Source organism: Rhodococcus sp. MEB064 (assembly GCF_000834565.1).
GTDB lineage: Bacteria > Actinomycetota > Actinomycetes > Mycobacteriales > Mycobacteriaceae > Rhodococcoides.
The window spans coordinates 1-15,164 of the sequence record NZ_JXQS01000020.1 but is presented as its reverse complement, the minus strand read 5'-3'; the positions used below and the strand labels follow the sequence as shown (position 1 = coordinate 15,164).

General features: G+C 67.4%; 12 protein-coding genes. 8 read left to right on the top strand and 4 right to left on the bottom strand.

From position 1 onward, the window contains the following. Positions 1–33: 33 nt before the first annotated feature. Together RU01_RS10900 and RU01_RS10895 are read right to left on the bottom strand one after the other, a co-directional pair. Positions 34–1,227: a lycopene cyclase family protein gene (locus RU01_RS10900; protein ID WP_197074744.1), complete on the bottom strand. Its 1,194-nt coding sequence runs from the start codon at positions 1,225–1,227 to the stop codon at positions 34–36. Next, on the bottom strand, positions 1,167–1,937 hold the full coding sequence (locus tag RU01_RS10895; RefSeq protein ID WP_042574583.1) for an SDR family oxidoreductase: 771 nt from the start codon (positions 1,935–1,937) through the stop codon (positions 1,167–1,169). The genes RU01_RS10900 and RU01_RS10895 overlap by 61 nt, the downstream gene beginning before the upstream one ends. Positions 1,938–2,059: 122 nt before the next feature. Between RU01_RS10895 and RU01_RS10890 the strand changes: the two genes are divergently transcribed. After that, entirely contained in the window at positions 2,060–3,691 is a 1,632-nt protein-coding gene (locus RU01_RS10890; RefSeq protein WP_042574582.1) for an ABC-F family ATP-binding cassette domain-containing protein, read from the top strand. A 6-nt stretch (positions 3,692–3,697) separates the two neighbouring features. Here the strand turns inward: RU01_RS10890 and RU01_RS10885 are convergent, their stop codons facing one another. After that, entirely contained in the window at positions 3,698–4,267 is a 570-nt protein-coding gene (locus RU01_RS10885) for a TetR/AcrR family transcriptional regulator (RefSeq protein ID WP_042574581.1), read from the bottom strand. A gap of 136 nt (positions 4,268–4,403) precedes the next feature. Beyond that, positions 4,404–7,208: an aconitate hydratase gene (locus RU01_RS10880; protein WP_042574580.1), complete on the bottom strand. Its 2,805-nt coding sequence runs from the start codon at positions 7,206–7,208 to the stop codon at positions 4,404–4,406. A gap of 350 nt (positions 7,209–7,558) precedes the next feature. On the opposite strand from RU01_RS10880, the gene RU01_RS10875 reads away from it, so the two are divergent. The 7 genes from RU01_RS10875 to inhA all read left to right on the top strand — a co-directional run bounded on the left by RU01_RS10875 (position 7,559) and on the right by inhA (position 15,093). Further along, entirely contained in the window at positions 7,559–8,137 is a 579-nt protein-coding gene (locus RU01_RS10875; protein WP_156148879.1) for an Rv1476 family membrane protein, read from the top strand. 315 nt (positions 8,138–8,452) lie between these two features. Next, on the top strand, positions 8,453–10,048 hold the full coding sequence (locus RU01_RS10870) for an NlpC/P60 family protein (protein ID WP_042574579.1): 1,596 nt from the start codon (positions 8,453–8,455) through the stop codon (positions 10,046–10,048). Positions 10,049–10,133: 85 nt separating this feature from the next. Continuing rightward, on the top strand, positions 10,134–11,372 hold the full coding sequence (locus tag RU01_RS10865; protein WP_042574578.1) for an AAA family ATPase: 1,239 nt from the start codon (positions 10,134–10,136) through the stop codon (positions 11,370–11,372). A gap of 2 nt (positions 11,373–11,374) precedes the next feature. Continuing rightward, positions 11,375–12,355, top strand: a complete 981-nt coding sequence (locus RU01_RS10860) for a DUF58 domain-containing protein (RefSeq protein WP_042574577.1) — start codon at positions 11,375–11,377, stop codon at positions 12,353–12,355. Then, the gene (locus RU01_RS10855; RefSeq protein ID WP_042574576.1) at positions 12,352–13,347 is read left to right on the top strand and encodes a VWA domain-containing protein; all 996 of its coding nucleotides are present in this window, start codon (positions 12,352–12,354) and stop codon (positions 13,345–13,347) included. The genes RU01_RS10860 and RU01_RS10855 overlap by 4 nt, the downstream gene beginning before the upstream one ends. Positions 13,348–13,447: 100 nt before the next feature. Beyond that, positions 13,448–14,206, top strand: a complete 759-nt coding sequence (fabG1, locus tag RU01_RS10850) for a 3-oxoacyl-ACP reductase FabG1 (RefSeq protein WP_042574575.1) — start codon at positions 13,448–13,450, stop codon at positions 14,204–14,206. A 62-nt stretch (positions 14,207–14,268) separates the two neighbouring features. Continuing rightward, positions 14,269–15,093 carry an NADH-dependent enoyl-ACP reductase InhA gene (inhA, locus tag RU01_RS10845; RefSeq protein ID WP_042574574.1) on the top strand — a complete coding sequence of 275 codons (825 nt, stop codon included), beginning with the start codon at positions 14,269–14,271 and terminating at the stop codon, positions 15,091–15,093. The last annotated feature ends 71 nt before the right edge of the window (positions 15,094–15,164 follow it).

Here is a 15,164-nt window from a genome sequence, read left to right as displayed (position 1 = left end):
TTGGGCCACGCGCGGTCACATTTCCACCACCCGTCACCCCGAGTGTGACCGCATGCCCGGAAGTGCCGACATCGCGGTGCGCCGGACCGCCCCCAGAATGACCCGTCTGTCCGCGTGGTCGATGCGCGAGAACACCGTCAGCATGGCGCGCGACATGCCGGTCACGTCGTCGTCGGACGACAGGTAGGCGCGTTGCGACGCGTCGCTCATGTCGAAGAAGGTGTCGAAGAACGTCGCGATCGCGCTCGGGGAAAGATCGAGCAGCGCATCGGCGCCGATGGACCTCAGCCGATTCACGGTGCGGGACCGGACCGTGTCGACGCGGCCTCCGGTCAGGACTGCGCCGGTGATGGCGTCGGCGCGCCGGAGCGACGCCGCCACGCTGTATCCGGTGGCCGTGTGCAGAGCGGGGCTCCGCGTGCCCGTGGTCAACACCCTCGGGACGGTGATTGCCGGCGGACGCATCGCGAAGCGGACTCGTTCGACCGGTTCGTCGCCCGTGAGGGACAGTCCGCGGCCTTCCAGCCGAACCGTGAGTCGACGCGACAGCTCGCCGAACGGCAGGCCCGGTCGGCCGACCAGACAGGTTTCCTCGAGCAGTACCGAGCCGTCGCCGAGCGGGACCGCATAGAGGAAGGACGGGGTCGCACCGACCACCGAACCGTTGTCCTGACGCCAGTCCATGACCAACGTGGGCGCATCGTCCATGGTCCGGGCCGCGACGTCGGAATCGACGACTATCCCGTAGGCGGTCTGTTCGGGTATCCCCGGTCCGATGGCCGAACCGCGGGCGTCGACGACTGTTCCGGCCGTCACGACGGTCCCGTCGGCGGTGGTCGCCGATCGCGAGTCGACGGCCGCCGCGTGCGCCGCGACGACCGTCACCCCGTCGAGGGTCAGGGAGTCCTGGAGCCGCGAGGTGTCGAGGACCGTGTAGCTGCGACCCACCACGTGACGTCGCTCGCCGATCACGACGGGGGAGTCGACTGTGCTCGCGCGGACGGACGCGGGTACCCAGCCGGGCATCTCGTCCGCCCACGTCCCGTAGGTGTTGATCCACCGCCGATCGGGATGGGGATCCATCAAGGTCACCGACGCGCCCGCTCGCGCGCAGCGGTGAGCCGCAGCACGGCCGGACGGGCCGGCCCCGAGGACCAGGACGTCGGTCAGAGGGACCCCGTCGCCAACAGTCCGCCGTCGACGCGCACCGTCTCTCCGGTGATCCACGACGAGGCGTCGGATACCAGGAAGCCGACCAGTTCGGCGACATCCTCGGGAGTTCCGAGCCGCTTCATGGGGTAGCCCGCGGCCGCGGCCTCCTCGCCCCCGGCGACGAGCGCCTCGGCGAACTTCGTCTTGACGACGCCGGGAGCCACCGCGTTGACCCGGATCGACGGTCCGAGCTGCCAGGCGAGCTCCTCCGTGAGGCGGATGAGTGCCGCCTTCGACGCACCGTATGCCGCGATGACACCGGTCGACCGGATGCCCGCGACGCTGGCGAGGTTGACGACGGCGCCGCCGTGTTCGCCCATCCACGCTCGGTGCGCCTGCTGGATGTAGGCGAGTGACGCGACGACGTTCACCTCGAAGATCTTCCTGACGCCGTCGAGGTCGGCGTCCATGAGGGACCCGTAGACCGGGTTGATGCCGGTGTTGTTGATCAGGATGTCGAGCGACCCGAGTTCGGCGACGGTCCGGTCGACGGTCTCGCGTCGTGAATCGTCGTCTCCGGCGTTGCCCGCGATGGTCAGAATGCGCGCACCGGGTACCTCGGCGCGCAGTTCCTCGGCCGCGGCGTCGAGCGGCTCCTTCTTGCGCGCGGTGATGGTGACCGATGCGCCCCGCGCGAGCAGATTCGCCGCCACGGCCTTGCCGATACCGCGACTCGCGCCGGTGACCAGTGCGACGCGGCCCTGCAGATCCTGTTCCTTGTCCATGGCTCGAACGTTAGCGGAGTCACTTCCTGGTGGCCCGCGACCGGCCGGGGAGGCGTTAAAATGAAGGTTTGCCGCGGTTGTCGTCCCACGTGGCAACGTCGAAGTCTGAGGAGTCAAGCACCGTGATCACCGCCACCGACCTGGAGGTTCGTGCCGGCGTGCGTACTCTTCTGTCCGCTCCCGGCCCCGCGTTACGCGTGCAGGCCGGTGACCGCATCGGTCTGGTCGGGCGCAACGGCGCCGGCAAGACCACCACCCTGCGCATCCTGGCAGGTGAAGGCGAGCCCTACGCAGGCTCGGTGACGCGGTCCGGTGAGCTCGGATATCTGCCCCAGGATCCGAAGGAGGGCAACCTCGATCTGCTGGCCAAGAACCGCGTGCTGTCCGCGCGTGGTCTGGACACTCTGCTCGACGACATGGAGAAGCAGCAGGCGCTGATGGCCGAGGTGGCCGACGAGGAACGACTGGACAAGGCCGTACGGAAGTACGGAGAGCTCGAGGAGCGTTTCGCCTCGCTGGGCGGATACGTGGCGGAGAGCGAGGCCGCGCGCATCTGCAACAGCCTCGGACTGCCCGATCGGATCCTCGGTCAGCAGCTGCGCACGTTGTCCGGCGGCCAGCGTCGTCGCGTCGAACTGGCCCGCATCCTCTTCGCCGCGTCCGACGGCAGTGGTGGCCGCTCCGGCACCACACTGCTGCTCGACGAGCCCACCAACCACCTCGACGCCGACTCCATCACCTGGCTGCGCGGGTTCCTGCAGAACCACGAAGGCGGCTTGATCGTGATCAGCCACGACGTCGAGCTGCTGGCCGACGTCGTCAATCGTGTGTGGTTCCTCGACGCCGTGCGCGGTGAGCCCGACGTCTACAACATGGGGTGGAAGAAGTACCTCGACGCGCGCTCCACGGACGAGCAGCGCCGCCGTCGTGAACGCGCCAACGCCGAGAAGAAGGCCGGTGCCCTGCGCGTGCAGGCTGCCAAGATGGGCGCCAAGGCGACGAAAGCTGTTGCGGCACAGAACATGGCGAAGCGCGCCGACAAGCTGATGGCGAACCTGGACGAGGAGCGTGTGTCCGATCGGGTGGCGCACATCCGATTCCCGGAGCCCGCTGCGTGCGGCAAGACACCGCTGATGGCCACCAACCTGACCAAGATGTACGGCTCCTTGGAGATCTTCGCGGGCGTCGATCTCGCGATCGACCGTGGGTCACGCGTGGTCGTCCTCGGACTCAACGGTGCGGGTAAGACCACGCTGCTCCGCATTCTCGCCGGCACCGAGAAGAGTGATTCGGGACAGATCGAACCCGGGCACGGCCTGCGCATCGGTTATTTCGCGCAGGAACACGACACTCTGGACGACATGGCATCGGTGTGGGAGAACGTGCGTCACGCAGCGCCGGACACTCCCGAGCAGGAGTTGCGATCGCTGCTCGGCGCGTTCATGTTCACCGGGCCTCAGCTCGAGCAGCCGGCAGGAACACTGTCCGGTGGTGAGAAGACGCGCCTCGCGCTCGCAGGTCTGGTGTCGTCCGCTGCCAATGTCCTGCTCCTCGACGAGCCCACCAACAACCTCGACCCGATCTCGCGCGAACAGGTTCTCGAGGCGCTGCGCAGCTACAAGGGCGCCGTCGTCCTGGTGACGCACGATCCGGGTGCGGCCGAGGCCTTGTCACCCGAACGCGTGATCCTGCTGCCCGACGGCAACGAGGACCACTGGTCCGAGGACTACCTGGAGCTCATTCAGCTCGCCTGACCCGGCTCACGAACGGTCGCGGCGGACCGACTCCTCGACCAGATCCAGCACCGCCGAGAGGTTCTCCGTGTTCTGGCCCGAGGCGATGCGGGTGACCAGTCCGTCCATGACGAGGTCGAGATACCCCAGCAGCACGTCGGTCGGGACGTCGTCCCGCAGGCGACCTGCCGACTTCTGACGTTCGAGCCGTGAGAGCACCGCGTCCTGCAGCTCGACGGACCGCTCGGACCACCCGGCACGGAATTCCGCGTCCGTCTTGAGGCGACGCGCGATCTCCAGGCGTGTGCCGAGCCAGTCGAACTCTTCCGGCGCCGCGAGCATGTCGCGCATGACCTGCACCAGGCCCTGCTCGGCGGCGACGTCCGCCATGCGCCGGGCATCCTCGCGCGCGAGGGCGAGGAACAGCCCGTCCTTGTCCTTGAAATGGTGGAAGATCGCGCCCCGCGACAGCGAGGTGGCCTCCTCGAGCCGACGCACGGTGGCGCCCTCGTACCCGAACTCGGCGAAGCAGCGCCGGGAACCGTCGAGGATCTGACTCCGGCGTGCGGCCAGATGGTCGTCGCTGACCTTCGGCACTCGGTGCTCCTGTCGTGTGCTGGGGGGACATGGTGCCGATCGCAGAACGCGCACGGCCGAACCGGCGATACACGCGGTATCGCGGCGCGGTCGTGCGCGTTCTGCTCCCCTCACGGGGTGCTGTTCACGGAGGTGATCAGCCGATCATGTTGCGCAGCACGTACTGCAGGATGCCGCCGTTGCGGTAGTACTCCGCCTCGCCGGGGGTGTCGATGCGGACGACGGCGTCGAACTCGACGGCCGAGCCGTCTTCCTTCGTCGCGGTGACGTGCATCGTCTTGGGCGTGCGGCCCTCGTTCAGCTCGGTGATGCCCGAGATGTCGAAGGTCTCGGTGCCGTCGAGCTTCAGCGACGCCGCGGACTCACCGGCGGGGAACTGCAGCGGGACGACGCCCATGCCGATGAGGTTGGAGCGGTGGATGCGCTCGAACGACTCGGTGATGACGGCCTTGACGCCGAGCAGGCGGGTGCCCTTGGCAGCCCAGTCACGCGAGGAGCCGGAGCCGTACTCCTTGCCGCCCAGGACGACCAGCGGGATGCCGGCGTTCTGGTAGTTCTGCGACGCGTCGTAGATGAAGGCCTGCGGGCCACCGTCCTGTGTGAAGTCGCGGGTGTAGCCACCCGAGACGTCGTCGAGGAGCTGGTTGCGCAGTCGGATGTTCGCGAACGTTCCGCGGATCATGACCTCGTGGTTGCCGCGACGCGAGCCGAAGGAGTTGTAGTCCTTGCGCTCGACACCGTGCTCGTCGAGGTACTGCGCGGCCGGCGTGCCTGCCTTGATGTTGCCGGCGGGGGAGATGTGGTCGGTGGTGACCGAGTCTCCGAGGTACGCCAGAACGCGTGCACCGGAGATGTCGGTGACAGCCTCCGGATCCTTGGGCATGCCGTCGAAGTACGGGGGCTTCCGCACGTAGGTCGACTGCGGATCCCACTCGAACGTCTTGCCGTCCGGGGTGGGCAGTCCGCGCCAGCGCTCGTCGCCCTTGAAGACGTCGGCGTAGCCCTTGGTGTACATCTCCTTGGAGATGGACGAGTCGATCGTGTCCTGAATCTCCTTGGGGGACGGCCAGATGTCCTTCAGGAAGACGTCGTTGCCCTCGTTGTCCTGACCCAGAGCGTCGTGCTCGAAGTCGAAGTCCATCGTGCCGGCCAACGCGTAGGCGATGACGAGCGGCGGGGACGCGAGGTAGTTCATCTTCACGTCGGGGGAGATGCGACCCTCGAAGTTGCGGTTACCGGACAGGACGGCGGTGACCGTGAGGTCGTTGTCCTGGATGGCTTCGGAGATCTTGGGATCGAGCGGACCGGAGTTACCGATACACGTGGCGCAGCCGTATCCGACGAGGAAGAAGCCGAGCTTCTCCAGGTACGGCCACATGCCGGCCTTGTCGTAGTAGTCGGTGACGACCTGCGAACCCGGCGCCATGGAGGTCTTGACCCACGGCTTGCTGGTCAGGCCCTTGTCGACGGCCTTCTTGGCCAGCAGGGCAGCGCCGAGCATGACCGACGGGTTGGAGGTGTTGGTGCACGAGGTGATCGACGCGATGGCGACGGCGCCGTGATCGAGCACGAAGGAGCCCTGCTCGTCCGAGTCGACGCGCACCGGGTTGGTCGGGCGACCCTCGGCATTGCCGGCGGCGGAGTGCAGCGGAGCCGCATCGTCGTCGGCGAAGGACAGCGTGGCCGGATCCGAGCCTGGGAACGTCTCGTCGAGTGCCTCGTCCAGCTTGGACGGAGTCGCGTCGACGTCCTCACCACCCACGTAGTTGTGGATGTCCTTGCGGAACGCGATCTTGGACTCCGACAACAGGATCCGGTCCTGAGGACGCTTCGGTCCGGCGATGGACGGAACGACGTCGCCGAGGTCGAGCTCGAGGTACTCGGAGTACGTCGCCTCGTTCTCGGGGTCGTGCCACATGCCCTGCTCCTTGGCGTACGCCTCGACGAGAGCGAGCTGCTCGTCGGTGCGTCCGGTGAGGCGCAGGTAGTCCACGGTCTCGGAGTCGATCGGGAAGATCGCGGCGGTGGAGCCGAATTCGGGGCTCATGTTGCCCAGCGTCGCGCGGTTGGCCAGGGGGACCTCGGCCACGCCCTTGCCGTAGAACTCGACGAACTTGCCGACGACGCCGTGCTTGCGCAGCATGTCGGTGACGGTGAGCACCACGTCGGTCGCGGTGACGCCCGGCTTGATCTCGCCGTTGAGCCTGAAGCCGACGACGCGCGGGATGAGCATGGAGACGGGCTGGCCCAGCATGGCCGCCTCGGCCTCGATGCCGCCGACGCCCCAGCCCAGCACACCCAGGCCGTTGACCATGGTGGTGTGCGAGTCGGTGCCGACGCAGGTGTCGGGGTAGGCCTGACCGTTCCGGACCATGACGGTACGCGCGAGGTGCTCGATGTTGACCTGGTGCACGATGCCGGTGCCGGGGGGGACGACCTTGAAGTCGTCGAACGCGCCCTGGCCCCAGCGCAGGAACTGGTAGCGCTCGCCGTTGCGCTGGTACTCGATGTCGACGTTGCGCTCGAACGCGTCGGCACGGCCGAACACGTCGATGATGACGGAGTGGTCGATGACCATCTCGGCGGGAGCGAGAGGGTTGACCTTCTCCGGGTCGCCACCGAGAGCGGTGACGGCTTCACGCATGGTGGCGAGGTCCACGATGCAGGGGACTCCGGTGAAGTCCTGCATGATCACGCGCGCCGGCGTGAACTGGATCTCGATGCTGGGCTCGGCGGACGGATCCCACGCTGCGATCGCGTCGATGTGGTCCTTGGTGATATTGGCGCCGTCCTCGGTGCGCAGCAAGTTCTCTGCGAGCACCTTGAGGGCATAGGGCAACTTCTCGGTGCCGGGAACAGCGTTCAGTCGGAAGATCTCGTACGAGTTCTCTCCGACCTCCAGCGTTCCCTTCGCGCCGAACGAATCGATACTTGAGGTCACGTCAGCTCCACTCGTCTTCAGGGCTGCCGTCGACGGGGCTGTGTCGACGGCCTTACGAGAGCAGGCGGGCGTCGCCGGTGGGCCGGGTGAGGGTGCACCCGGCGGCGTCGAGTCCGCCGCTGTCTCTGTGTTCGATTCTAACAGTACGCTTGTCCTGTGAGAATGGCGGGCAGATCGCCGATGTCTTTCTCACCGCGTACGACGTCATCGTTCTCTACAGTCCCGACACGCGCAATCACCGCCCCGCGGAACCGAGTGCGCCTCCGAGGGGTCGCGGGATTCGTACCGTAGGGTTTCGCACGCAAGTACGAGTCACGCATCGACAGTCGATGCTCGATCCCGGACGGACGATGTCACCCTCACCCAGCGACCACATCCTGTCCATGCCGGCGCCCGCCGAGGTGCCGACATTCGTCGACCTGTCGTCGACGCTGGCGGATGTCGCCGACGACGGTGTCGCCGCTCCCGGAAAGGACGTCGCCGGTCTCGAGGGCGTCGTTGCTCGGGCGAGCGAGCACGGTATCGACCTGTCCATCGTCGTGGTGGACGCGCCCGCACCCCTGGACTCCCAGCTCCGCGACCTCGCGACGTCCGTCGGCGCGACGGACGGCGGCACCGTTCTCGTCCTCGGGCCGGGCCAGGTGGGGACCTTCAGCGATTCGATCGACCGAGTGACACTCGAGGCCGGACAGGATCAGGCCTACACGGGGGACCCGGTGGCGTCCGCGAACAATTTCCTGGACGTCGTCCTCGAGCCCGGTACGCCGTGGACCGCCCTGACCGTTGCTCTCGTCCTGGTCGTCGCGGCGGTTCTGTCCGGTACCTGGTGGGCGAACGCCCGTCGCTATGACGCCGCCCGGGTGACAGCAGACCGGCGCGCTCGAGGACAGGTCACCGACGGCGGGGCCATTCCCGCCGACGATCTGTGACCATTCCTGAAAAAAGTCCGAACGAATCTTTTTCGTACAACGTCCTGATCAGGGCGGATGTCGTACGGCGAATCTCAACTGTGTCATTTGTGACTGGAGTTCCGTAAGCGTTCGAAGTGTCGTACGGTTCGCAAGGCACTGCTTGGGGAAGAAGTGTCGCAGAGGGGCTGATCATTGCTCCCGGGGTCGGCCACGCACGGCCGTTGTTCGGGATCGCGTCGCGCTGCGTCATGCCTCCCCACGCATGCACGTGGGTGATTCCGCTCTGCGGACGTGAGGGAGACACAGTTGAAGCGATACGACCGACGCTCATCGATGCGGTCGCGAGCAGTTCGTCGCACTGTCGGGGGAGTAATCGTCGCGACGGCTCTGATGCTGTCCGGTACCGGTCTTCTGACGCCCACACTCGCGTCCGCGGTCCCTCCGCCGCCGCCCAACCCGTCCGATTCCGACATCGCCGCCGCCGGCGCTCGCGTCGGAGATCAACTGGGGCGCGTCGGCCAACTCATCGACCAGGTCGCGTCGGCCAACCAGCAACTCGCCGCGATCGACGCGCAGGTCGCCATCAAGAGGGAAGACGTCAACAAGGCGCTCGTCGATCTGCAGAACGCGCGAACCGTCGCAGACGCCGCGGCCGCCGCCGTAGGCATCGCGCAGCAGGCACTTCGCGACGCGGGCCGGATGATCTCGGACGCGCAGACCAAGTTCGACGCCTTCGCCGTCACGGACTACGTGAAAGGCACCGGATCCGCGGGGTTCTCGTCGCTTCTCGACGCGCAAGGTCCCCAGGACGTACTCGACCGTGCGCAGATCCTCCGCATGCTGTCGTCGAAGCAGAACGCGACGCTCGACGGCCTGCAGCGTGCGCGCACCGAGGAAGCGAACCGCGACTCCACGGCCCGCGCGAGCAAGATCGAAGCCGACCGCGCCTCCGCCGAAGCCGATGCCAAGAAGTCCGAGGCGGAAGACGCCATCGCCGCCGCCGTGACGGCTCAGCAGGAACAGGCCGCACAGAAGGCGGCCGTCGAGTCGCAGCGTGACAGCGCCGCTGCCGAGCTCGACCAGGCCAGGAACGCTGCCGCCGGCCTCGAGGGTCAGCGCGATGCCTACTCGCAGTGGGACCAGCAGCGTCAGGCGGAGGAAGCAGCTGCGGCAGCAGCGGCCGAAGCCGCCCAGCAGGCAGCCGTCGCAGCAGCCGCTCGGGTCGCGGCCGACCAGGCGTCCGCGGATCGTGCCGCAGCACTGGTGACGGGCGAACGGGACCACACCGATCTGGCAGGCAGCACGACCTCGTCGGGAACGACCTCCACCGGAACAGCCTCGTCGGGCAGCACCAGCTCGTCGGGCAGCACCAGCTCGTCGGGCAGCACCAGCTCGTCGGGCAGCACCAGCTCGTCGGGAAGTACGTCGTCGGGGACGAGTTCGTCGGGTGGCACGAGTTCGGGTGGGGGCCGCGGCAGCAGCGGCAAGGATCCGTCGCTGACGGGGTCGGCTGCCATCGAACTGGTCATCGACCGAGGCATGTCGGTGCTGGGAACGCCCTACTCCTGGGGCGGCGGCAACGAGAACGGTCCGACCAAGGGGATCCGCGACGGCGGTGTCGCCGACAGCTACGGCGACTACAACAAGGTGGGGTTCGACTGCTCCGGCCTGATGATGTACGCCTTCGGTGGACTCGGCATCTCCTTGCCGCACTACACCGGGTACCAGTACACGGCCGGTAAGCAGGTGCCGTCGTCCCAGATGCGACGCGGGGACATGATCTTCTACGGCCCCGGCGCATCCCAACACGTCGCCCTGTTCCTCGGGGACGGCAAGATGCTCGAAGCTCCGCAGTCGGGTTCCGTGGTCAAGGTCTCACCCGTGCGGTTCGACGGCATGACGCCGTACGCCGTGCGCATGGTCGAGTGACACCCCGTCCGAGCAGGTAGAACGTCGTGTGTCCTCGTCACCTGCCATAGTGGAACCCGGCAGGAAACGTTCCGGGCAGAAAGCGGTGGTTCCACAGGTGACGTCACGAGAGACCGACACGACCGATATCTCTCGGGATGTGCAGACACTCGAGAAGGCCGTCTACGAGGTCAAGCGCGTGATAGTCGGGCAGGACCGGCTCGTGGAACGCATTCTCGTGGGGCTTCTCGCACGAGGACACGTTCTGCTCGAAGGTGTACCCGGCGTGGCGAAGACACTGGCGGTCGAGACCTTCGCGACGGTCGTCGGCGGGTCGTTCTCGCGCGTCCAGTTCACTCCCGACCTCGTCCCTACCGACCTCATCGGTACGCGTATCTACCGGCAGGGCAAGGAAGAGTTCGACACCGAACTCGGTCCCGTCGTGGCCAACTTCGTTCTGGCGGACGAGATCAACCGCGCGCCGGCCAAGGTGCAGTCCGCGCTTCTCGAGGTCATGGCGGAGCGGCAGGTGTCCATCGGTGGCCACACGTACCCGATGCCCGACCCGTTCCTCGTCATGGCGACGCAGAACCCCATCGAGAACGAGGGTGTGTATCCCCTTCCCGAAGCACAGCGTGACCGCTTCCTGTTCAAGATCGTCGTGGACTACCCGTCGGTCGAGGAAGAGCGCGAGATCGTGTACCGCATGGGTGTCGCGGCGCCCACGCCGAAACAGATCCTCGACCCCGTCGAGTTGGTGCGCCTGCAGAACGTGGCCGCCTCGGTCTTCGTCCACCATGCACTCGTCGACTATGTGGTCCGCGTCATCGCCGCCACCCGTACGCCCCGCGACATCGGTCTCGAAGATGTGGCCGGGTGGATCGCGTACGGCGCGTCACCGCGCGCCACGCTGGGAATCATCAGCGCTTCCCGCGCCCTCGCCTTCGTGCGCGGCCGCGACTACGTGGTGCCGCAGGACGTTCTCGACGTCGTGCCGGATGTTCTCCGCCACCGGCTCGTCCTGTCGTACGACGCGCTGGCCGACGAGGTCACCCCGGAGCAGGTCATCACCCGCATCCTGCAGACGGTCGGACTGCCGCAGGTGGGTGCACAGCCGGTCCAGCAGCCGCAAGCTCCCCAGCAGAATCCGAACAACGGTGCTGCGCCGCAACAGTTCCCGCCCCAGCAGCAGGGACCGCAGCAGCAAGGTCCCCAGCAGCAAGGTCCCCAGCAGCAAGGTCCCCAGCAGCAAGGACCGCAGCACCAGAATCCCCAGCCGCCCCAGCAGGGTGGTCCGGCACCGTGGATGCAGAAACAGGCTCCTGCTTCCGATCCCACGAGGTGAGCGTGGCGTCTCCAGGCGCCGGTTCCGGCACGCCGCCGCGCGCTCAGCGTGGTGCGCCCCCGTCGTTCGCGTCCGGCACTCTCGAGGATCCGCGACTGTCCGTCGCGTTGCGCACCCTGGAACTGACGGTGCGCCGTCGGCTGGACGGCGTGCTCCACGGTGACCACCTCGGTCTGATCCCGGGACCGGGATCGGAACCGGGGGACGCACGTGAGTACCAGCCGGGCGACGACGTCCGGCAGATGGACTGGTCGGTCACCGCCCGGACGACACACCCGCACGTGCGGCAGAGTGTTGCCGATCGCGAGCTCGAGACGTGGATGGCCGTCGACCTGTCGGCGTCGCTGGACTTCGGGACGGCCGGGTGCGAGAAGCGGGATCTGGCGGTCGCTGCGGCCTCCGCTATCGCGCACCTGACCAGTGGCGGCGGTAATCGCATCGGCGCCGTCATCGCCAACGGTGCCGACATCACGCGTGTTCCGGCTCGCGGGGGCCGTGCCCACATCCAGTCGATGCTCCGCACCGTCGCGACGACCCCGCACGCCCCCGACGGGGTTCGCGGCGACTTCGCCGGCGCCATCGACGCGTTGCGTCGACCGGAGCGTCGACGGGGAATGGTCGTGGTGATCAGCGATTTCCTCGGCACCACCGAGTGGGAACGTCCTCTCCGTGCTCTCGCGGCTCGCCACGACGTGTTGGCGGTCGAGGTACTCGATCCCCGCGACCTGGAGTTGCCCGACGTCGGTGACGTGGTTCTGCACGATCCTGAGACCGGGCGCACGCGCGAGTTCAGTACCACTCCGCAACTGCGCGCCGACTTCGCCCGCGCCGCCGCGGCGCATCGGACCGATGTCGAGAAGATCCTTCGTGGGTGCAGCGCACCCCGTCTGACGCTGCGGACCGACGGTGACTGGATCGCCGACGTCGTCCGTTTCGTTTCACGCCGTCGCCACGGCGCCAGTCTGGGAGCGAGTACGCGGTGAGCCTGCAGGATTTCTCGTCGCCCTGGTGGCTGCTCTTCCTCGCGGTCGTCGCCGGCCTCGTCGCCGCCTACGTTCTGGCGCAGCGCCGACGCCAGCGCAACACGATGCGCTTCACCAACATGGAGCTGCTCGAGAAGGTGGCTCCCCGTCGCCCGGGCATCGTCCGCCACGTTCCGACCGCCCTGATTCTCGCGGGTCTGCTGTTCCTGACCGTCGCCCTCGCGGGCCCGACGGCCGATCAGCGTGTGCCGCGGAACAGGGCCACGGTCATGCTCGTGATCGACGTGTCGTTGTCGATGGAGGCCACGGACGTCGAGCCGACGCGTCTGGCCGCGGCGCAGCAGGCCGGTAAGGAATTCGCCGACGGTCTGACTCCGGGCATCAACCTGGGTCTCGTGGCGTTCGCCGGCACGGCCTCGGTGTTGGTGTCACCCACGACCGATCGTGAGGCGACGAAGTCGGCCATCGACCGGTTGCAGCTGGCAGAGCGCACGGCCACCGGCGAGGCGATCTTCACCTCGATGCAGTCGATCGAGACCCTGGGCGCCGTACTCGGTGGTTCCGACGCGGCACCGCCCGCCCGGATCGTGCTGCTGTCCGACGGCAAGCAGACCGTCCCCGAGAATCCCGACGACCAGCGCGGCGGGTACACCGCGGCGCGTGAGGCCGAGACCAAGGGGATCCCGATCTCGACGATCTCGTTCGGCACCAGCTACGGCACCGTCGACATCACCGACGAGCAAGGTGACACCCAGCGCGTCGCCGTGCCTGTCGACGATCCGTCGCTCGAGGAGATCGCGCAGCTGTCGGGCGGCAGTTTCTTCACCGCGTCGAGTCTCGAGGAACTGACCGAGGTCTACGACACCCTCGAGGAACAGATCGGGTACGAGACGACGCGCGGCGATGCCAGCCGGCCCTGGCTCATCGCCGGAGTCCTGTTCATCACGGCGGGACTTGTCACAGCATTGTCCCTACGTCAGCGAGTGCCCTGAGCCGGATCGGTAGAGTACTGCCGGGCCGAGCGATGTCCTGTTCACGACGTCGGCCCGCCCACCGTCGATTCCACCGTGCTCCGAGAGAAGGTCCACTCGAATGTCCTCTGTTCCCGAGTCCTCCACAGCCGACGCGGCGTCCGCCGGAGCGTTCGTCTCCCGGTCCGTGCTCGTGACCGGAGGCAACCGGGGCATCGGCCTCGCCGTCGCGCGTCGTCTCGCTGCGGACGGCCACAAGGTCGCTGTGACGCACCGCAGTTCCGGTGCGCCGGAGGGCTTGTTCGGCGTCCAGTGCGACGTCACCGACTCCGCCTCCGTCGACGCCGCGTTCACCGAGGTCGAGAAGCATCAGGGTCCGGTCGAGGTCCTCGTCGCCAACGCCGGCATCACCGACGACACCCTGCTCATGCGCATGACGGAGGAGCAGTTCACGTCGGTCATCGACGCGAACCTGACGGGCGCGTTCCGCGTCGCCAAGCGGGCCAGTCGGTCCATGCTCCGGGCGCGGTTCGGCCGGTTCGTCTTCCTCGGTTCCGTCGTCGGGCAGGCCGGTGGCCCCGGTCAGATCAACTACGCCTCGTCGAAGGCCGGAGTCGTCGGTATGGCCAGGTCGCTCACACGCGAGCTGGGCTCACGGTCCATCACCGCGAACGTCGTGGCTCCGGGCTTCATCGAGACGGACATGACCGCCGAACTCGACGACAAGTTGCGCGATCAGGCGCGCGAGTACATCCCGCTCAAGCGTCTCGGAACGCCCGAGGACGTGGCCGCAGTGGTCAGTTTCCTGGCGTCCCCGGACTCGAGCTACGTCTCCGGCGCCATCATCCCGGTCGACGGCGGCATGGGCATGGGTCACTGACCCGTTCTGCCGACTCACCGTCACCCGATTCCACTCTCACTCACCGAAAGGTCACATCGATCATGGGCGGACTGCTCGAAGGAAAGACCATTCTGGTCACCGGCATCATCACGGACGCGTCCATCGCGTTCCACGCCGCCAAGATGGCGCAGGAACAGGGCGCGAAGGTCATCATCACCGGCTTCGACCGTCTGCGTCTGATCGACCGCATCGCTCAGCGTCTGCCGCAGCCGGTCCCGCCGGCCATCGAACTCGACGCCACCAACGAGGAGCATCTCGCCGCTCTCGCCGATCGCATCACCGAGGTCGCACCCGAGGGAATCGACGGAGTGCTGCACTCCATCGCGTTCGCGCCGCGCACCCTGATGGGGCCGGGATCGAAGCCGTTCCTCGAGGGACCGGGTCCGGACGCCGCCGCGGCCTTCCAGATCTCCGCGTGGAGCTACGCGTCGCTGGCACGCGCCGTGCTGCCCGTCATGAACGAAGGCGGCTCCATCGTCGGTATGGACTTCGATCCGCGCACGGCGATGCCGTTCTACAACTGGATGGGTGTCGCGAAGGCGGCCCTCGAATCGGTCAATCGCTACGTCGCCCGCGAGGTGGGTGAAGCGAAGAAGGTGCGGTCGAACCTCGTCGCTGCCGGACCGATCAAGACGCTGGCCGCCAAGGCCATCGCGGGAACCGCCACCGGTGACGCCGACAAGATGAACCAGCTCAACGAGTACTGGAACGGCGCATCGCCCATCGGCTGGGACTTCAACGACCCCACCGCCGTGGCGAAGTCGATCTGCGCGCTGCTGTCCGACTGGTTGCCGGCCACCACCGGCTCGATCGTCTACGTCGACGGCGGCGCCAGCCACAACACCTGGCTTCCCGAGAACCTCTGAGCCAGTAGGGCGCCTGCGGTGCCCGCGCGAGGTCGCGGCACAATGAGGTCATGACCTACGACGCTCTTCTG